15 protein-coding genes are annotated in these 19,029 nt (G+C 43.7%); 12 read left to right on the forward strand and 3 right to left on the reverse strand.

Going from position 1 to position 19,029, the window contains the following annotated elements:
• Positions 1 to 68: 68 nt before the first annotated feature.
• The 10 genes from G630_RS0113125 (at position 69) to G630_RS24280 (ending at position 11,319) form a co-directional block, all read left to right on the forward strand.
• Positions 69 to 1,103, forward strand: coding sequence for an extracellular solute-binding protein (locus G630_RS0113125; RefSeq protein WP_026498846.1), 1,035 nt, complete (start codon positions 69 to 71; stop codon positions 1,101 to 1,103).
• Complete coding sequence (locus G630_RS0113130; RefSeq protein ID WP_026498847.1) at positions 1,096 to 2,754, forward strand: sensor histidine kinase; 1,659 nt, start codon at positions 1,096 to 1,098, stop codon at positions 2,752 to 2,754. The genes G630_RS0113125 and G630_RS0113130 overlap by 8 nt, the downstream gene beginning before the upstream one ends.
• A 101-nt stretch (positions 2,755 to 2,855) precedes the next feature.
• The gene (locus G630_RS0113135; protein WP_026498848.1) at positions 2,856 to 3,617 is read left to right on the forward strand and encodes a response regulator transcription factor; all 762 of its coding nucleotides are present in this window, start codon (positions 2,856 to 2,858) and stop codon (positions 3,615 to 3,617) included.
• 106 nt (positions 3,618 to 3,723) lie between these two features.
• Positions 3,724 to 4,944: an ABC transporter substrate-binding protein gene (locus G630_RS0113140; protein WP_026498849.1), complete on the forward strand. Its 1,221-nt coding sequence runs from the start codon at positions 3,724 to 3,726 to the stop codon at positions 4,942 to 4,944.
• Between the two features lie 62 nt (positions 4,945 to 5,006).
• Complete coding sequence (locus G630_RS0113145; RefSeq protein ID WP_022762314.1) at positions 5,007 to 6,719, forward strand: ABC transporter permease; 1,713 nt, start codon at positions 5,007 to 5,009, stop codon at positions 6,717 to 6,719.
• Positions 6,720 to 6,735: 16 nt separating this feature from the next.
• Positions 6,736 to 7,797 (forward strand): ABC transporter ATP-binding protein, encoded by a 1,062-nt coding sequence (locus G630_RS0113150; RefSeq protein ID WP_022762315.1) that lies wholly within the window; start codon positions 6,736 to 6,738, stop codon positions 7,795 to 7,797.
• 29 nt (positions 7,798 to 7,826) lie between these two features.
• A complete protein-coding gene (locus tag G630_RS0113155) occupies positions 7,827 to 8,513 on the forward strand; it encodes an MgtC/SapB family protein (RefSeq protein WP_022762316.1) in 687 nt (228 codons plus the stop codon).
• Between the two features lie 589 nt (positions 8,514 to 9,102).
• A complete protein-coding gene (locus G630_RS21875) occupies positions 9,103 to 9,438 on the forward strand; it encodes a hypothetical protein (protein WP_044959314.1) in 336 nt (111 codons plus the stop codon).
• Between the two features lie 380 nt (positions 9,439 to 9,818).
• Positions 9,819 to 10,925 (forward strand): phosphodiester glycosidase family protein, encoded by a 1,107-nt coding sequence (locus G630_RS0113170; protein ID WP_026498850.1) that lies wholly within the window; start codon positions 9,819 to 9,821, stop codon positions 10,923 to 10,925.
• A complete protein-coding gene (locus tag G630_RS24280; protein WP_026498851.1) occupies positions 10,909 to 11,319 on the forward strand; it encodes a hypothetical protein in 411 nt (136 codons plus the stop codon). Before G630_RS0113170 ends, G630_RS24280 begins: the two co-directional genes overlap by 17 nt.
• On the opposite strand, the gene G630_RS21880 is transcribed toward G630_RS24280, so the two are convergent.
• The 3 genes from G630_RS21880 to G630_RS0113190 are packed head-to-tail and all read right to left on the reverse strand — an operon-like array spanning position 11,260 to position 13,427.
• Positions 11,260 to 12,546, reverse strand: a complete 1,287-nt coding sequence (locus G630_RS21880; protein ID WP_049946210.1) for a DUF5605 domain-containing protein — start codon at positions 12,544 to 12,546, stop codon at positions 11,260 to 11,262. The two genes, G630_RS24280 and G630_RS21880, sit on opposite strands and share 60 nt — an antisense overlap.
• Complete coding sequence (locus G630_RS0113185; RefSeq protein ID WP_026498852.1) at positions 12,539 to 13,186, reverse strand: HAD family hydrolase; 648 nt, start codon at positions 13,184 to 13,186, stop codon at positions 12,539 to 12,541. The genes G630_RS21880 and G630_RS0113185 overlap by 8 nt, the downstream gene beginning before the upstream one ends.
• 1 nt (position 13,187) lies before the next feature.
• Positions 13,188 to 13,427, reverse strand: a complete 240-nt coding sequence (locus G630_RS0113190; RefSeq protein WP_026498853.1) for a hypothetical protein — start codon at positions 13,425 to 13,427, stop codon at positions 13,188 to 13,190.
• Between the two features lie 165 nt (positions 13,428 to 13,592).
• Between G630_RS0113190 and G630_RS0113195 the strand changes: the two genes are divergently transcribed.
• Both G630_RS0113195 and G630_RS0113200 read left to right on the forward strand, forming a co-directional pair.
• A complete protein-coding gene (locus tag G630_RS0113195; RefSeq protein WP_022762321.1) occupies positions 13,593 to 14,156 on the forward strand; it encodes a rhomboid family intramembrane serine protease in 564 nt (187 codons plus the stop codon).
• A gap of 290 nt (positions 14,157 to 14,446) precedes the next feature.
• The coding region (locus G630_RS0113200) for an InlB B-repeat-containing protein (RefSeq protein ID WP_026498854.1) at positions 14,447 to 19,029 on the forward strand (4,583 nt) is incomplete at its 3' end.

The following is a 19,029-nucleotide window of genomic DNA, read 5'->3' on the forward strand; positions in this document are numbered from 1 at the left end:
TATAATCAGTGTATTATATTTCCAAAACTATTAGTTTTAATTGTTTTAGAACAAAGGATAACGGTTGTATGAAACAGCGTGAAGGCTTGCCGATTTGGGCGATAATTGCAGTTCTGCTCGTAATGGCTCTTTTGGGCGGAATTTTGCTTAATCTGAATAAAAAGAATACAGAAAGCAGCGATAAGCTCGTTGTTGTTTCACCGCATCCGACGGATTTCATGATTCCTCTTATTCAGGAGTTCGAAAATGAGACGGGGATAGAGGTGGACCTTCGCAGCTGCGGTACTTCCGAGGCTATTCGAAGCATGGTGGACGATGAAAATATCGATGTTTTGTGGGGAGGATCGCTTTTGTCCGTCGGTGCATACAGTGAGTTCTTTTACCCGTACAAAACCGTGAACAGGGCTATGTTCAAGGATGATTTCAAGGATATTGACGGGAGGATCACCTGTTTTTCCAACGTTCCCAGTGTGATCATCGTGAACGAAGATATTATAGGAAACACGCAGATTGAGGGCTATGAGGACCTTCTTGCCGAGAATCTCAAGGGTAAGATCGCTTATGCGAATCCCGGTAAGTCATCTTCTGCCTTCGAGCACCTGGTTAACATTCTCTATGCGATGGGGGATGGTAATCCGGAAGCCGGTTGGGATTATGTGGAAAAATTTATCGATCAGCTGAATGGTATTTTGCTTGGAAGTTCTTCTGAAGTTTACGAGGGCGTTGCTGCAGGAAAATATGTGGCAGGCCTTACTTTTGAAGAAGCTGCGGTTACTATGCTCGGAAAAGGGAAGCATATAAGGATAATCTACATGGAGGAGGGTGTCGTTTCGACGCCTGACGGAATCTATATCAGCAAGAATTCTACGAATATACTTAAGGCGGAGAAGTTTGTCGACTTCATGACAAGTGCGGGAACCCAGGAATTTATGGCGGGTAACCTCGGAAGACGCTCTGTTAGACGCGATGTATCTGCATCGGAGCTTGTTATCCCCGATAATGAGATTACCGCAATCGATGTCGACAGAGATGAAGTAATCAGCAAAAAGGATGAATGGAATTCCAAATTCCTTGCACTTTTCGGGGAGGATAGCGATGAATAAGGCTCCCGCATCTTTTCAGGAAAACATAAGAAAAACCTTCATCAGATTTTCAGTTGTGCCCGTAGCGCTTGTTTCCGTAATGGCTTTGATTCTCTTTGTATTTTCCTTTGCCTTGATTATGGCGATCTCGAATCGCGGAGAGAATGAGGCTGTCAATGAAAAGCTCACTAAGATGACCAACATCTATTATCAGATGTTGGATGATGTGGGAGAATCCCTTGAAAATAACCATCTGACAGTTTCGAGGAATGAGGTTTTCGGAATTTTGTATGACAGGACCTCGGAATTTGAGGATATCGGAGATCTTATTATCCTCTCAAAGGATCAGAAGGTGCTGTTTAAGAGTAAGAGTAGTGTTCCGCAGTTTTTGACGGATGGAACAAGCTCAAACTGGGGCATTTTGAAGGCTTTGAAGAAGGCGAGGGGCAAGACCGCGTCGATTTTGTACGATAAGAAGCTGTGCATAGGAAAAGGCGTGTATCGCGGCGAGAAACTCAGGTTCATGATCGTCTATATCGTGCCTTCGGATGTGCTCAGCGTGGCGTCGGAGATTCAGAGCAGATATGTGCTCATTACAGATAAAAACGGTTGGATTTACGCGGCAAACACGAATAAACTCCGAGACAGCTACGGACAGATAGATTCGAGGATTGCGCAAAACACAGGATTTATCATGGTCGACGGCGGACTGTTCTATGTGCATAAGTCGGTAACCGACAAGGGATTTGGGGTATATACCATAACCGACATGGGTTGGAGTGTTCAGTTGATTATCGTGCTTATCGTGATTTTGGCGATTGTATTTCTGGCAATTGCGTTTGTTACAGTCAGAAGTACTGCAAAGAGCTCAGAGGAATACACCCGTGACATCAGGAAAATCGAGAACGCCCTTGAAGAGGTTCAGAACGGCAATCTTGATGTGAGCCTCAGAATAGGCAGCAGCAAGGAGTTCATGACTATCGGAAACGATTTCAATGATATGCTTAAGGGTCTTCGCGAGCAGATAGAGAGGAACAACGAACTAGCACAAAATGCGGCTTTCGCGCAGGTTAAACAGCTGGAGAGCCAGTTTAATCCGCACTTTTTATTTAATACTCTTGATAATATAAGATTCATGGCTAAGATCGATCCCGCGGCAGCTGATAAGATGATTGTGTCTTTGTCGGGGATTTTGCGATACTGCATCCGTGATATGCGAGAGGAAGTTACGGTCAGGGAGGATCTTGATAATCTGCAGTTTTACCTGAATATATTGCAGATACGTTTCAACAAGCGTTTTGCCTATAATATCGAGGTCAATGAGGACATCATGGACTGCCTCATTCCGAAGCTGATGCTGCAGCCTCTTCTTGAAAATGCTATCAAGTACGGCTTCGGTGACCGTGAAAAGCTGACGGTGAATATCCGCGGCTATCAGATGCAGGATGAGCTTGTCTTTATCTGCGAAGACGATGGCGCCGGAATTGATGAGGAGCAGCTGTGGGTAATTCAGAATTATCTTAAAGAGGATGAAAACCGCACCAACCATTATGGGCTGTATAATATTCACCGCAGGATCAGGCTGCTTTATAAGGGCAACTACGGCCTGGATGTTACAAGTAAGAAGAATGAAGGCACGTGCGTGAGGATGATTATTCCGAAGCATACTTAAAGCCTTCTCCCGAGGGGCGCACGACGTCCGGGGGACGTCGGCTTTGCGCGGACCGGAGCGGAGCGGAGACAGGTGGCGCACAGCGCCGGATGAGGGTAAGAATGTACAGAGTACTTATTGTAGAAGACGAAGATATCATAAGAAAAGGCATCGCCTACACCATGGACTGGACCGGCATGGGCTGCACCATAGCAGGCGAAGCCGCTAACGGCAAGGAAGGCCTTGAGAAGATTGAGGAACTTTCACCGGATATAGTTCTTGCAGACATAATGATGCCTGTTATGGACGGCATTGAGATGATCAGAAAAGGGCAGGAAATCTCTGACTTCAAGGCTATCATAATGACCAGCTATGCCGATTTTGAATACGCAAAGCAGGCGATTGACCTTGGAGTATCAGCGTATCTGATGAAGCCCGTGGATGAGGAAGAACTGAGGAAAAATGTTGCGAAGGTAACTTCCGAGATCGAGAAGGATAAGCAGATAAAGCAGCTTTCGGAGAGAAAGAAGTCCGGAGATGACCTCGATGTGGCCTTCATCAAGTCGGACAAGGATAATGACTATATTCAGCATATAATTGAGAGGACGCGTGAGCGCTATTCTGAGAAGATCAGTCTGGACATGTTTTCAGAGGAACTGGGAGTGTCTTCAAGCTATCTTTCGCGCAAATTCAAAGAGGCCACCGGCCAGACCTATCTTGATTTCCTAAACCGCTACCGCGTAAGCCAGGCAGTAAAACTCCTTGAAACCGGCACCTACAAAGTGTATGAAGTCTCTGAACTTACCGGCTTCAGCGACTACAAGTACTTCAGTACTGTCTTTAAGAAGTACGCTGGAAGTTCCCCCTCTGACTTTGTGAAGTGAAGTTCAAAATATTGGATAATTAAACAGAATTTTAGGTATAGAAAAACGATTTCCTTCGGTATCATCTTCTTATCAAATGTATTTAACATTTTGAAAGGAGAGGAAAATGAGAAAAAAGTTAGCATTGGTTTTAGCAGGACTTATGACACTCAGCGTAGTTGGCTGTGGCGGATCTAACGGAGGATCTACAGAGGCACCCGCTGCTGAGACAAAGACTGAGGAGGCTGCACCGGCTGAGACAGCTACAGAAGAGCCCGCAGCAGAGGAGACAACAGAAGCTGAAGAGGCAACTGAGGATGCAGGTGAGGCTACAGAGGCCGGCGGAATGGATGCTCTTATTGAGGCAGCTAAGGCTGAGGGAGAGCTCATCGTTTACGGTTCATGCGAGGAAGAGTACCTTGCAGCAGCTTGTGAGAACTTCGAAAAAATGTATGGCATAAAAGTTCAGTATCAGCGCCTTTCTACCGGTGAAGTTCAGAGTAAGATCGAAGAAGAGAACGGAAATCCTTCAGGTGACGTTTGGTTCGGCGGCACAACCGATCCCTATAACGTAGCAGCAGGCGAGGGACTTCTTGAGGCATATGAAGCACAGAATGCTTCTCATCTTATCGGTGATAAGTATCGCGACAAGGATGGTTACTGGTATGGAATCTACAAGGGAATCCTTGGTTTCATGGTGAACAGAGACGAGCTCGAGAGAATGGGCATCGACGAGCCTAAGGACTGGCAGGATCTTCTTGATGAGAAGTACAAGGGACTTGTATGGCTTTCAAACTACAACACAGCAGGAACAGCTAAGCTTGTTATCAACACAATGATCCAGAAGTACGGACATGATGAAGGTATCCAGTACCTCGTTGACCTCGATAAGAACATCGAAGTTTACACAAAGTCAGGTTCAGGCCCTTCCAAGAACGTTGGAACAGGTGAGTGTATCGTAGGTATCGGTTTCCTTCACGATGGCATCACACAGATCGTTGACAACGGTTATGGCAATATTGACCTAGTAATTCCTTCAACAGGAACATCCTTCGAGATCGGTGCAACAGCTATTTTCAAGGGATGCGCACATCCCAATGCAGCTAAGCTTTGGATCGAGTATGCACTCAGCCCTGATTGCGTTGAGCTAGCAGCACAGAACGGTTCTTACCAGTTCCTTGTTATCGACAATGCGAAGCAGCCCGAAGTAGCAGCAGAGTTTGGACTTGATCCCGAGAACGTTATGGATTATGACTTCGAAGATGCAAAAGAGAATACAGAAACTTACATTGAGGAAGTTATGACCGCACTCGGAAGCGCAGCAGACGATCGTTTCCAGACCGAATAATATAACTATTATGGGCGGATGTGTATTTATCCGCCCTAAATTTTTAGAGGAGGAGTTGAAAAATGGCAAAGAGTCAAAGTGCCAGCCTTGACAGGAAAAAGCTCATGGCGGATCCCATCATGGTTTCTACCATTATTCTTTTGGTGGTTTTTCTTACAGTATTTATTCTTTACCCGCTGGCTATACTGCTTGTTGACAGCTTTGTATCTGAATCGGGGTTAACGCTTGATACATTTAAGAGAGTTATGGGACTCTCAAATTTCAGACGCGCGATTACCAACACACTTAAGGTTGGATTTTTGGTAGGTATCGCGTCAGCTCTCATAGGCCTTTTATTTGCTTATGTTGAGGTTTATGTAAAACTCAGAACAAAATTCATGGAAGGTCTTTTCAAAGTCGTTTCCATGCTTCCGGTGGTTTCACCGCCGTTCGTGCTTTCACTTTCGATGATCATGCTTTTCGGAAAAGCAGGTATCATTACACGTTTTATTTTACATATCTACGACAACAGCGTGTATGGATTCTGGGGCATCGCCATAGTCCAGACACTTACATTTTTCCCTGTGTGCTACATGATGCTCAAGGGACTTTTGAAAAATATCGATCCTTCACTTGAGGAGGCTGCCAGAGACATGGGCGCTTCCCGTTTCAAGGTATTCATGACGGTTACTTTCCCGCTTATTCTTCCGGGACTTGGAAATGCCTTCCTTGTAACCTTCATCGAGTCTATCGCAGATTTCGCTAACCCCATGATTATCGGTGGTTCCTACGATACACTTGCGACAACAATTTACCTTCAGATCACAGGTGCGTATGATAAGCAGGGCGCGGCTGCCATGGCGGTTGTACTTCTTGCAATCACACTCGTGATGTTTATCATTCAGAAGTATTATCTCGAAGCCAAGAGCACAGCTACTCTTTCAGGAAAAGCGTCCAGAGAGCGTATGCTCATCACAGATAAGAGCGTTACAATCCCTCTTACAATCCTGTGCTCAGCGCTCGCGATTTTCGTAATAATCATGTATATCTGCGTTCCCTTCGGCGCTATGTTTAAGACCTGGGGATACGATTTTCATCTGACCTTCAAGTGGTTCGGCCAGGTGTTCACAAAGTACAAGGGACTAAAAGCATTTAAGGACAGCTTCATTCTTTCCTTCATATCGGCGCCTATCACAGCGCTGCTGTCCATGATCATCTCTTATCTTGTTGTTAAGAGAAAGTTCAAGGCAAAGGGCTTTATCGAGGCGGTTTCAATGTTGGCTATGGCAGTTCCCGGAACTGTACTCGGTATCGGATATATCAGAGGATTTTCAGGCGGTATCTTCGGAACAGGAATCCTTCAGGGACTGTACGGAACAGGTGCTATTCTCGTAATCGTATTTATCGTTCGAAGCCTTCCTACAGGAACCAGAAGCGGTATCTCCGCCCTCAGACAGATTGATAAGAGCATTGAGGAATCCGCTTATGATATGGGTGCCGACAGCTTCAAAGTGTTTATGACAGTTACACTTCCGCTTATCAAGGACAGCTTCCTTTCGGGATTTGTAACATCCTTCGTAAGAAGTATCACAGCGATCAGTGCAATCATCCTTTTGGTTACACCTTCGTATCTTCTTATTACGGTTCAGATCAACGAGTTCGCAGAGAAGGGATCCTACGGAATTGCCTGCGCTTTTGCATCAATCCTGATCCTTATCACCTACAGTGCGGTTCTTGTTATGAACCTTGTGATTAAACATTTCGGAACAAGTCGCCAGGTTAAGACTACAGATTGACGGGAGGAGAAAAATTATGTCAAAGGAGAAAAAGGGCGTACGCCTTGAACATATTTCAAAGATTTACAAGGATCCCAAGACCGGTAAAGATTTCTATGCAGTTAAGGATGCAAATATCGAGATCGAACCCGGAAGTTTCGTAACACTTCTTGGACCTTCAGGATGCGGAAAAACAACAACTCTTCGTATGATCGCCGGCTTTGAGAGCCCGGACGAGGGAGAGATTTACCTTGGAAATGAGCCGATAAATGCGCTCACTCCCAACAAGCGTGATACGGCTATGGTTTTCCAGAGCTATGCGCTTCTTCCTCACTACAACATTTTTGATAATGTTGCATACGGACTTAAGCTTCGTAAGATGGATAAGGAGACTATCAGGAAAAAGGTTACTGACATTCTCGGACTCGTAGGACTTGAGGGCATGGAAAACAGAATGACTAACCAGCTTTCAGGTGGACAGCAGCAGAGAGTTGCTCTTGCTAGAGCGCTTGTAATTGAGCCCGGCGTGCTCCTTTTCGATGAGCCTTTGTCAAACCTTGATGCAAAGCTTCGTGTTTCCATGAGAACAGAGATCAGAAGAATCCAGCAGGAAGCAGGAATCACAGCTATTTATGTAACTCATGATCAGAGTGAGGCTATGGCTATCTCCGATAAGGTCATCATCATGAAGGGGGGTCTTGTGGAGCAGATTTCCACACCTCAGGAAGCATACTACTATCCGAACAACAAGTTTGTCGCAGATTTCATTGGCGAAGCAAACTTCCTTAAGGCTATTGTCAAGTCACAGGATATTGTCGAAATAAATGGTGAAGAGGTTAAGTGCTCAACAGGAAGTCTTGGAAACGGAGCTGAGTGCAGCATCGTTCTTCGTCCCGAGGGAGCAACCCTTGGCGACAACGGTTCTATAATGGGCGAAGTTGAGTATTCATGCTTCATGGGTGCTTATCAGGATTATCACATTAAGATCGGTGATGAACTTGTTAAGATCCAGGAGTACAACCCGAAGAACAAGAAGATTTATGGTGTAGGCGACAAGGTTTATCTGAACTTTGAAGAAAATACATTATATGCGCTTTAAAAAGAACACGAAGAAAAGGAGGGCGCTGAATGGGAACGCTCGAATTTTTTGAAAGCAGTGCCGATCTTGCGGTCGCACTTAGACTTGTGATAGCAACTCTTTTCGGTTGCCTCATTGGCTGGGAACGTGTGGTAAAGCGTCATACCGCGGGTATCAAGACTTTTGCTCTTGTGAGCCTTGGTTCAGCGGTTGCGACATCCCTGAATATATATCTTGCAATGTTGCCGGGGCTTGGGGCTGATGTCAGCCGAATTCCCGCCGGCGTAGTAAGCGGTATCGGTTTCCTCGGCGCAGGTACTATCCTCGTCACAGGTAAGAAACAGATAAAGGGACTTACCACAGCTGCTTCTCTGTGGGTTACTTCCTGCATGGGAATGGCTATTGGCGCAGGATATATCGTTATCGGCATCACTTGCTTTGTGCTGGTCATGATCGCCAACGTAGTGCTTATGAATCTTAGCAATGTTGTTGAAGAATATAGTAAGTACATGAGCATGTATATTGAAGTGAATAAAGGCTCAGTCACTAAGCTCTCCAAGTATCTGTCTGAAGAGGATCTCTCAATCAGCAGTATGACCAAGAGCAAGGAGAAGACACTTCAATCCTCTGATGTTGCACTTCTGATCGATATCGACAGCTCCAGAAGACGCTCCCACAGGGAAATCATCAGAAGACTCCAGGAGCTGGAGTATGTTAATTATGTGGAAGAGATTTGATGGATATAGCATTATTTATAGGCTTGTCGTAAGTCAATTCGCGAAGAAATTAGGAATGGACTTACAGCTGGAGTCCTTTTTCTGTGGAATAGGAGTTTTGTGCAAAACCACAGATGTGTAAATCGGATTAATCTGCGTAATAGAAATTTTGTGCTAGAACACAGATAAAAAAATTGGTCAAATCTGTGAAAAAAATAATATGTGTAATATCATAGATGATTTTGAATTTTTATAGTTAAATTTATCTGTGAAAATTAGTATTGCGTAAGGAACACAGAAATATCTGACACAAAACTGGGTGGATAAAGGAAAAATATCTGTGAATAAAGAGTAGAAGCCCATAACACAGATTTTGGCAGAAAAATAATCTGTGGAAGAATTAAAAAAGTGGTTTTCACAGAAGATGAATAAATCCTATGGACATAATGTGGAAATGCTAAGTATATAAGATGTTAATCACAACAAAGAACATTGTGGTTCAAAATTAAGACACATTTGTGTGCTAGCATCAAAAATATGTGGATAATCAAGGCGCAATCAAACACAGTGTTTATCCATACCACATCAATTATCAATTGGGAGGAAAAAAATGAGTCAGGAAAAAGTTGATGCTTACAAAATCGAGAAGAAGGGGAGAAAGGCAAGAATCGCAAAACATAAGAGAAATGTAAAGATTGCAAAGTGTGTAAGTCTGGTGCTTCTGCTTGCTGTATGTTCTCTGGTAGGATGGAGAGTTTATGCTGCTAAACATCCTGCAGCAGATGCAGCTGCAACAGAAATTTCAGAGGATGTAGTACCTGCAGCAGAGACAGTTGATGGAACAGAAGCTACATCAGATAATGCAGAGGAAACTACTACAGAAGATACTACTACAGAAGATACTACTGAGGATGCTGCAGCGGAAGACACAACAGATGCTAACTAATCCGTGATATATTTCATGACTGATTAAGATAATCAGTTTCAGGCTGAATTTTTTATTTTAGCATTTAGTTTCAATTTAGGTTAGAGGTATATAGTGTAATCATCGAGAGGAGCAATCCTTTTGGAAATAGCATACACACACTCTTTCTTCATATTAGTTGGCCGGGCTTCTCGAGGAGCCCGGCCATTCCTCATTAATATCGCAAAGCTTTATTCAGTCAAGCTTTCAAATCAGGAAAGGTTCTATCTAATCATATACTAAAAAATCATAGCATCCTTTTTAAACCTTTAGGTTGCATTTAGGTTCATTTGCAATAATACCCAATAAAGAAAATAAGCTGAAAAAGCTATTATGAAAAATACATTGAGGAAGGAAAGAAAATGAAAAAACACGCATGGGCTGTTTTGTACACTATCGCCCTTACTGCTTTTACCACATATATATCACTGGATACTTTTGTGTTGGCAAAGAGTTACAACACTAATGCAACTGATATAAATACAGCAATGTTTTCAGGAATGGAAGTCAGTTCAGGGATTAGTGACAGCATAAAACAGGACAATACAGATCAGGACACCACAGACGGGTCCGAAAAAATAGAACATTCAAGACATAAGCATCCGGGAGGATGGTCCAAAGATTCCGGATTCCCGGAAAAATTCAAGGACAGAAAAGCGCCTGACGATAGTGAATCAACTGAAGACAGCAATGCCCCAAGCGATAACGAATCCGCCAACAATAGTGAATCAACAACCACATCAGAATACACAGGAGAGACATCTTATAAAGATGAGAATGTGACCATAGAGCTCACTACTTACGATGAATATGACACGAAAATATATGTGGCAGACGTGACTCTGACATCCGCCGAGTATCTTAAGACAGCCTTTGCTGAGGATACTTACGGAAAAAATGTAACTGATATCACCTCCGATATTGCAGAGAAAAATGGCGCAATTCTCGCTGTAAACGGAGATTATTACGGTGCTCGTGAAAGCGGATATGTGATCAGAAATGGCGTGGTTTACAGGGATAGCGTTAATGGCTCTGATGTTCTATGCATATATGCGAACGGATCGATGGAGGTAGTAAAGGACAGCGAATATACGGCAGATGAACTTTTGGAAAAGGAAGTATGGCAGGCGTTTTCTTTCGGACCGGCACTGGTGGAGGACAGCGAAATAGCTGTAAGTACCAACACCAAAGTTGACAGAGAAATGAGCAGCAATCCTAGAACTGCCATCGGAGTGATCGATGAAAATCATTTTGTTTTTGTTGTATCGGACGGAAGAACTTCGGAAAGTGAAGGCTTGAGCCTATATGAGCTGGCAACCTTCATGGAAAAGCTTGGTGTGGAAACAGCTTACAATCTGGATGGGGGAGGATCATCAACAATGTATTTCAACGGTCAGGTTGTTAATAATCCGACCACAAGCGGAAAGATAAAGGAAAGAGAGGTAAGCGACATTGTATTCATTTCGTAGCATAAGAAGAAGTTTATTTGGAAATCTCGCAGGTACGATCTTTTTGGCTCTGTTTGGAGCAATTTATGAAATGTACAGCCATGGAGTATATTCGTATTTCATGATATATGCATTCGCGGTACCGCTTATAATGGGCGTTTTACCCTACATGATCATGCATACACTTGGAAAAACGGCGAGCCCGATATTCATCAATTTATGGAATTCTGCTATTGCAACATTAAGCGTAGGAAGCGTGTTCGCCGGGGTTCTTGCCATATACGGAACAACAAACAAGCTTCTGATCATTTATCCGATAGCCGGAGCAGTACTGATTTTGGGAAGTGTTATTTCCCTAGTGTGCAATCACAGCCATATAGGGCTTGCCGGGCAGAGCAACAGTAACCTTTCCTGATGCATTCTCGAGGACAACTTCCCTGGTCATGTTCCAGGTGTCGATTACTTCGACTTTGTACTTTTTATCTGCGGGCAAAACCAGAGTATCCCTGGCACAGCACCTGAGATAATAATAATTGATGATAGCAGAGTTATCGGCGCATCTGCCGCTGTAGCAGTGTTCTGCGTAGAAATGCATATGACGGTTCTCGGGAGTCATCAGTTCTATGGCATTCATGAAACTGACAAAACCGGGATCCTTTTCTTTTTCGCGGCGCTCCTCATCGGAGAGCTCAGAGAAGTAAGGAATACCGCCCGCCGGAGGTTCAACCGGTCCCGGAAGACTTTCAACAATTTCTTTAAGAAAAGCAATACGCTCGGGAGATGTTCCTTTTAAGCGGCCGCCCTTCGACCACCACAGCACATCGTCGGGATCAAGAAAAGTCTCTCCGTGAGTACAGTAAGCCCCGCTTACGATGCTCATCCAGAATCTGGCAGTCATCTCTTCGCCGGAAATAGAACCCCAGAAATCGGGAATATTTCCCTCATAACAGCACTCGTCAACCATAATCGGTTTTCCGAACTTCCTAACGAGACCGCCAATATCGGGAAAACGCTTGGTCTGATAGGAACCGTGAGTAATATTCGCTCTCGAAGTATCCCAGGGAACAAAACAGTTATGGTTGGAAATAAGATGATGCCTCTTATCATGAGATGCTAGATACTCCTCAATCTCATACCAATCCTCCATGCTCTTTCTATGAAGCAGAAGATCATACTCATTCGCAAGGCTCCACCAGATATTATCAAGATGTCCCAGCCTGTCTATGCAAAGCTGCAGATATTTTAGATTATCTTCCTGTAAAAACTGCGAGAATCCCCATCTGTCGTAGGGATGGAAAAGAATGAGATCGCACTGAATCTCCATATTATCAAGGTGCTTAATAATGCCTTCCAGATGATTCCAGAATCTCTCATCGGGTGAATCTACATCCCAACACCCGGAATCAGTCTTATGGAACGGATAGAACTCCGGCTCATTTTTATTATAGGTATAGTCCTTGGGAAAAACGCACATTCTGACCTTATTAAAAGGAGAGCCGGAAAGGCTCTCAAAGGTCTGCTCGATTATTTCCGAAGTTTGATGCGCGAAGGCATAGATAGTTGTACCGAAAGGATAGAAAATTGTGCCGTCCTCATATTCGAAGTGAGTACCGACAGCTTTTACCATTCCATGTTTACTCATGAAGTAAAATCTCCTTAAGTTCCTCTGTGTCTTTTGCAAAGAGCTCCGCACCTGCTTCTATAAGCTCAGGCTTATCGCGAAATCCCCACAAAACAGTAACCATTGAAAGCTCTGAATTCTTTGCGGTGGCAACATCAATATCAGAGTCTCCGACATACACGGCTTCCGATTTTGACACACCAAGCTCAGAGAGCGCGATATCCACAAGCTCCGGTGAGGGCTTTCTCGGAACACCTTCTCTTGCGCCTACAGCCACTGTGAAAAGACCGTCAAAATAACTCTTTGCCAACCTGTGTACATTTTCATCGGTTTTGTTGGATACTACCGCGGTTTTAATTCCCGCATCCTTTAGAGACCTAAGTAGCTCGCAGATTCCGGGATAGGGCTTCGTCTTCTCCGCGCAGTGAAGAGGGTAGTACTCCTTGTGCATGGCAAGAACCCTGCTCTCGGTCTCGGGATCCGTGCCCTCGGGAACACATTTATTCACAAGGTATACCATACCTTTTCCGAGAAAAGCGCGAACCTCCTTTGTTGAACGCTCGGGAAGACCGTTCTCACGAAGAGCATGATTCACGCTGTCTCTTAAATCATCAAGACTGTCGAGGATGGTTCCGTCCATATCAAAAATGACTGCTTTCATATTATTGCTGCCTTCCCATATCCATCATGGTTCTGAAAAGATCGATATCATTCTGTGTAAGCTTGATATTACACTGCTTTGAAGCTCCGTCCGGAGTTGTGATTTTCATATCAAAAATGGTGCCCTCCTGAAGGGATGAGTCCTTTACCGCATTGAAAAAAGGGAATACGCGCGGGTGCTCAGCCTTGAAGGTGTTAAATTTCTGCTGCAATTCCATAATTGCCATAGGATTAATATTCATAAAAACCTCGCTAAAATAAATAATGCTTGCGCCGCAGCACAGCATATTTATTCTAAGAAAAAACAGGGTATCTTGTCTAGTACCGGCCTTGGTTTATCTGATATTTAGGAGAAAAATGTGATATGATTACATAAAATCATTGCATAATTAAGGGGATTTGGGAAAATGAAAAAACTAAAGATAACATTTAACGCACCTGTTGTACTTGGGTTTGCACTGCTTAGTTTTGCAGTCCTTCTTCTGGGAATAGTAACGCATGGAGCCAGCACACAGACATTTTTCACAACCTACAGATCGGATCTTCGATCGCCGCTCACCTATCTCAGATTCTTCACTTATACGCTGGGACACTCCGGCTGGGAGCATTTCATCGGCAACATGTCCTATATACTTCTGCTTGGACCTGCGCTTGAGGAAAAGTACGGATCAGCAAAACTTGTTGTTGTTATACTTGTTACCGCTCTTATAACGGGAATCGTAAATTCAATGTTTTTCCCTACTGTTGCACTATGCGGAGCTAGCGGAATTGTATTTGCATTCATCGTAATGACTTCCTTCACAGGCTTCAAAGGCGGAGAAATCCCGCTTACTTTCATTCTTGTTGCAATCATATTTATAGGACAGCAGATAATAGACGGGGTTTTCATAAACGATAATATCTCTAACACAGCACATATTGTGGGTGGAATTGTCGGAGCTGCAATCGGATATATTTGGAATAAGAAGTAATGGCTGACAAAAGTCCTGAAAAAAATGTCAATCATTTTCTTGCAATATTTTTTCAAAAACAAATTAAAATAATTATCTGAAAATAGTACAAATTGTTCTTTAAGAGCTGCATATGGCAGCTCTTTTGCATGCAATAGAAACAATATAGACCTATTTTCACGAAATTCTCAACTTGTCAAGTACGAATTATGAATTGATTATTTCATATTTGGTAGTTTATTTTGAAAGAAAATTTCATATAATAATATATATTGCACTAGTTAACTTTTTTATCGAGGGGAGAAAAAGTCATGCGTAAGAATATCGCACGTAAACTTGCTGCATTTATGGCTCTTGTAGTCCTTCTTACGACCTTTGGGTCAGACTACAACAGCATTGGCGCTCGCGCTAATTCAGACGTAGATGCAATCGAGCAAGGTCTATCAGACGAAAACGGGCTCTGGGAACCCCAGGGCGCAGAACAACAGAATGTGCAGGAGGCTGAAGAGCCGGCACCGGAGGTGGTAGAGGAACCACAGGTAGAGGAGCCACAGGTAGAGGAGCCTCAAGTAGAGGAACCACCGGCAGAGGAACCTGTACAGGAAGAACCACAGGTAGAGGAGCCTCAAGCAGAGGCACCGGCAGAAGAAGCTCAGGTAGAAGAGCCTGCTGAAAATGTGGAGAATCCTGATGCACAGCCCACAGAGGAAGTACAGCCTACAGAGATTCCCGAAGAGGAAACTCCTGCAGCAGATACTCCCGCTGAGGAGACACCTTCAGCAGAGACACCAGCAGAGGATAACGGCGAAGCAGTAGTGCCTGAAGAGGCACCTGCCGAGGCTGGAGAAGCTGAAGCACCTGCAGCTGAGACACCTCAGGGTATCGTGATAAGCTATGTTGCAGCTGAAGGCGGTAAAGTATCTGTAGAAACTGAGACAGTTACAGAGGCTGCTGCCGGATCTACAGCTATAGCTGATGAAGGCTATAAGTTTGCAAACTGGACAGATGCTGCCGCTACAGTAGTAGGAGAGGAAGCAACTTTTGTTCCTTCAGCAGAGCAGACCGTTGAGGGTGCTGTTTTCACAGCTAACTTCGAAAAGCTTGTGGTAGAGGCTGAGCCCGAAGTTGATATGCCGGCTGTAACCTTTGATGATGAGGCCGGAGATATCAGCGTTCACGTTGAAGCCGGAGAAGGAGCTTTTCCTGAAGGCACCATAATGAAGGTTACTGCTGTATATGATCAGGCTATTCTTGATGCAGCTGCACAGGCAGCAGGCGTTGAGGCTGACAGCACAGCAGCTGTTGATATCACTTTCTACTACAAGGATAAGGATATCGAGCCCGAAAAGCCTATCAAGGTACAGCTTCACAGTAAAGTGATCACAGAATCCGATGAAGCTCAGGTAGTTCACATTTCTGATGACGGAGATGCGAATGTTGTTTCTGATGCAAGTATGAACGGCGATACAGCTGAATTTAATTCCAGCGATTTCTCAGTATATGTAGTTGTCGGAAAAGATGATGATAACTGCCGTGTAAAGGTTGTTTTCAAGAATGGTGATGAAGAGATTGCTTCAATGTATGTCAAGAAGAATGACAAGATGGAGCAGGTTCTCTATGATCCTGGAGTTGGTCAATTAGCAGCCGGCGTTAATTTTGCAGGATGGACAACTGACAAGAATTATGAACCTGATGCAACCGGACTTACTATTCAAGAAATAAGGGATACAGTTAACGGTATGCTTCCACCTGCAATCGATGCTGATGAAGAAGGCGGAACAGTACTGGAATACTATGCAATGTTTCTTAAGCAGTACAAGGTAAAATATCTTGAAAACGAAGTTGTACTTGGAGAGCATGCAGTTAATGTACGTGCTGATGCTACAGGAGATGCTTCAATCAGACCTTACACTGTAAATATGGCATATACTGTGCCTGATGATGAGCATAAGTTTGAAGGCTGGCTTGTTGCTGAAGGCAATGGGAATATTGTAGACAGAGGGGGAGTAGAAACTGATAAGCCTTTCCCTAATCCCACGGACATAACAATAAAAGGTGATGTAGCCTTCTCTGTAGATGCTCCTGCAGGACATTGGCTTGTTTTTGATGAGAACGGAAAAGGAGCTACTTACTGCGCACCGATATTTGTTAAAGCAGATGAGGTTACAAGAAAATCCAGACCGGATGAGGAGATGACCAGAAAGGGTTATTCTTTTGGCGGTTGGTTCAAAGACAAAGCATGCACAGACGGAAATGAATTTACATTTGGTAACCCGCTTACTGAGAAAACAACCATCTATGCAAAATGGACTCCTAATAACGAAGCGCCCTATACAATTCTTATCTGGAAGCAGAATGCGGCCAAAAACGGCTATGATTTTGCAGGGTCTGCTGTAGGAAAAGGACGCGTTGGAAAGAAGATAAAAGAAGATGAAAAGGCTATCGAAGAAAAGACAATTGGAGATGTTAAATATGCAGTGATAGCCAAAGAACAGTATGGCGGAGTTAAATCTGCCGATGCAGAAAATCTTCCCAATATTAAGCATCCTGAGTTTGTCGGATTTACACTTAAGAATGTTGAAGATGCAACAATAACCGCCGAGGGTACCGGCGTAGCAAATGTATACTTTGATCGTGTTCAGTATACACTTAAGATGTATTTAACAAGGAAGACCGGTAATAATACTTACACGGGATCACAATATGCAGGTAACGGTGCGTATGGCGGAGCCTGGAACCTACCCTTAAATGGTATTACCAAGATTAAAGGTACTGCACCCGGTACAGCTGACGGACAGTACTACTATTATCCTATCACTGCCTATTATGGTGATGATATCTCGGGCCTGTGGCCTACATACGAAGAAGTACAACCTAGCGGACAAACTTTTGTAAGCTGGCTTCTTCGCAAAGGAGCTAAGTCCTATACCAGTAGCGGTAATGGTGGAAATACTGTCAAAGGTGTTATTGGAATAATGGATGAGTGCGTTCTTGCAGATCTTACTTCCAAGGATGGCAACTATGTAGTAGCCCGTTATGACAGCGATCCTTATAACTGGACCTATAATCTCTATTTTGCGGATGCAAATGGAGAATATCCCGCTGAACCCAGCAAGAAGGTTACAGTAAGATCTAATCAGAGTGGTATTGACTCTCAGCATGCTCCGCCAATAGACGGATATGAATATGTAAAACGTGATGGGTATAGTGTAACTGAGCGTCCCAAAACAGGTACTATAAACTATTATTATCAGCCTAAAGCATTTGCTATCAACTATATGGATGGTAAATATGCTAATGGTTCAGACGGTGAAATACAGAATAATAGCGGCGTTCAATTAACTGAAAGAGATGATATCAAATTTGGTGCTGATATTAGTGGATATAATATAACAGTAGATTGCCCCGAGCCTGGATATGTATTTGAAGGCTGGTACATGGATAAGGCATGTAATTCTAAATACGACTTTAACACCACAATGCCTATGGGAGGTGTAACAGTATTTGCAAAATGGCGTCAGATCCAGTACCGTGCATTCCTGCATCCCAATATGGAAGGTGCAGATTGGGGTAATAATCAGGCCATGGATTTCCGTGTAGATTACGGCGCAAAAATCAGTTCACCTACAGGAAGAAAAGCAGGATACCGTTTTGTTGGCTGGTATACAACTCCTGACTTTAAGCCGGATTCAGTATTCAATGGAGACGTATATGTCCTGAATGAAGATACGGTTACCACTCCGTATACTGATAAGTTACCTGAGGATGCGAATAGATTTTGGATTACCAAACAGTTCGATATCTATGCTGAGTGGAGAGAGGTTCTCGACGGTGCGGAAGGAATTAACGTTGTTTACAGCCTGACCGATCCTGATATTGATGGCAAGGGACATCCCGGAACAGGAACAGGAACTGCTGAGGATAAAGGATTATACGTTGATAATTCACGTGCGATAGCAGTGCCGGCAGTAAAGGCTCCTGAAGGATATGTTTTCTCGAACTGGGTAGTTCAGAAATACATTTCAGGGGATAAATACGAGGATGTGCAGGATGTATTCCCCGGTGGATCATATGATATAAAAGCAGCATATGCTAAGGTTACTTCGCTTGGAGGAGGCAAGAATTCTTATGTAATCCAGCTTCGTGCTGAGTACAAGCTTAAAGAAGAAGCTACACCTACCTACATACCGTGGTATGCAAACGATAATACAGCTGCATTCACAATTGATAAGGTTGACGCCGGAGAAACCACAGATAAGAGCACACTGCAGATCAATGAAGCAGTTGAAATTAAGACAGTTCCTGATACCTCTTCCTACAAGTCCAAGTATGAATTCAAGGGCTGGGCAAAGGTAAACATGGGTAATACTGACGAAGAGGCATCTAGATTTATGAATAATTCAGCCAATTGGAAAAAGAGCGGGCTGAGTCTATTCATACCATATGAAAACGGCGCATTCACTTATGAAGGCAAGGCGGCAACAAAGGTTGCTGCTAATGAGGCAATGCCTTATCAGGCACTGTTTGCAGTTTGGGAAGATAAGCTGACTTATCATTCTAACACAGAGGATGATGAGACGTTTGAACAAACAGGAGATCCTGAATCAACTCTTACTGTTGCGGCCAACAGCTTCGAAAATGGTGAGTATACATTCCTTGGCTGGAATACTAAGCCTGATGGAACCGGTACGACATACCAGCCGGATTCATCTTATACACTTACTGAGGATGTTGATGAGCTCTTTGCTATGTGGGAGGATACCCTTACCTATAAGGCAAATACAGGTGCAACAGTTGAGGATATTGTTGATAAGGGAGAAATCGGCGAAGGACTTACAGTAAGAGCAGCCGATACATTCACAAACGGCACCTACAAATTTAAAGAGTGGAATAC

The organism is Butyrivibrio sp. WCD2001 (genome assembly GCF_000424485.1).
Classification (GTDB): Bacteria; Bacillota; Clostridia; order Lachnospirales; family Lachnospiraceae; genus Butyrivibrio.

Excerpts from the sequence above, each read along its gene's own strand:
- G630_RS0113155 (WP_022762316.1), top strand. The coding sequence starts at position 7,827 with ATGGGAACGCTCGAATTTTTTGAAAGCAGTGCCGATCTTGCGGTCGCA.
- G630_RS0113140 (WP_026498849.1), top strand. The coding sequence starts at position 3,724 with ATGAGAAAAAAGTTAGCATTGGTTTTAGCAGGACTTATGACACTCAGC.
- G630_RS21875 (WP_044959314.1), top strand. The coding sequence starts at position 9,103 with ATGAGTCAGGAAAAAGTTGATGCTTACAAAATCGAGAAGAAGGGGAGA.
- G630_RS0113130 (WP_026498847.1), top strand. The coding sequence starts at position 1,096 with ATGAATAAGGCTCCCGCATCTTTTCAGGAAAACATAAGAAAAACCTTC.
- G630_RS0113190 (WP_026498853.1), bottom strand. The coding sequence starts at position 13,427 with ATGAATATTAATCCTATGGCAATTATGGAATTGCAGCAGAAATTTAAC.
- G630_RS0113125 (WP_026498846.1), top strand. The coding sequence starts at position 69 with ATGAAACAGCGTGAAGGCTTGCCGATTTGGGCGATAATTGCAGTTCTG.
- G630_RS0113135 (WP_026498848.1), top strand. The coding sequence starts at position 2,856 with ATGTACAGAGTACTTATTGTAGAAGACGAAGATATCATAAGAAAAGGC.
- G630_RS0113145 (WP_022762314.1), top strand. The coding sequence starts at position 5,007 with ATGGCAAAGAGTCAAAGTGCCAGCCTTGACAGGAAAAAGCTCATGGCG.
- G630_RS21880 (WP_049946210.1), bottom strand. The coding sequence starts at position 12,546 with ATGAGTAAACATGGAATGGTAAAAGCTGTCGGTACTCACTTCGAATAT.
- G630_RS0113195 (WP_022762321.1), top strand. The coding sequence starts at position 13,593 with ATGAAAAAACTAAAGATAACATTTAACGCACCTGTTGTACTTGGGTTT.
- G630_RS0113170 (WP_026498850.1), top strand. The coding sequence starts at position 9,819 with ATGAAAAAACACGCATGGGCTGTTTTGTACACTATCGCCCTTACTGCT.
- G630_RS0113185 (WP_026498852.1), bottom strand. The coding sequence starts at position 13,186 with ATGAAAGCAGTCATTTTTGATATGGACGGAACCATCCTCGACAGTCTT.
- G630_RS0113150 (WP_022762315.1), top strand. The coding sequence starts at position 6,736 with ATGTCAAAGGAGAAAAAGGGCGTACGCCTTGAACATATTTCAAAGATT.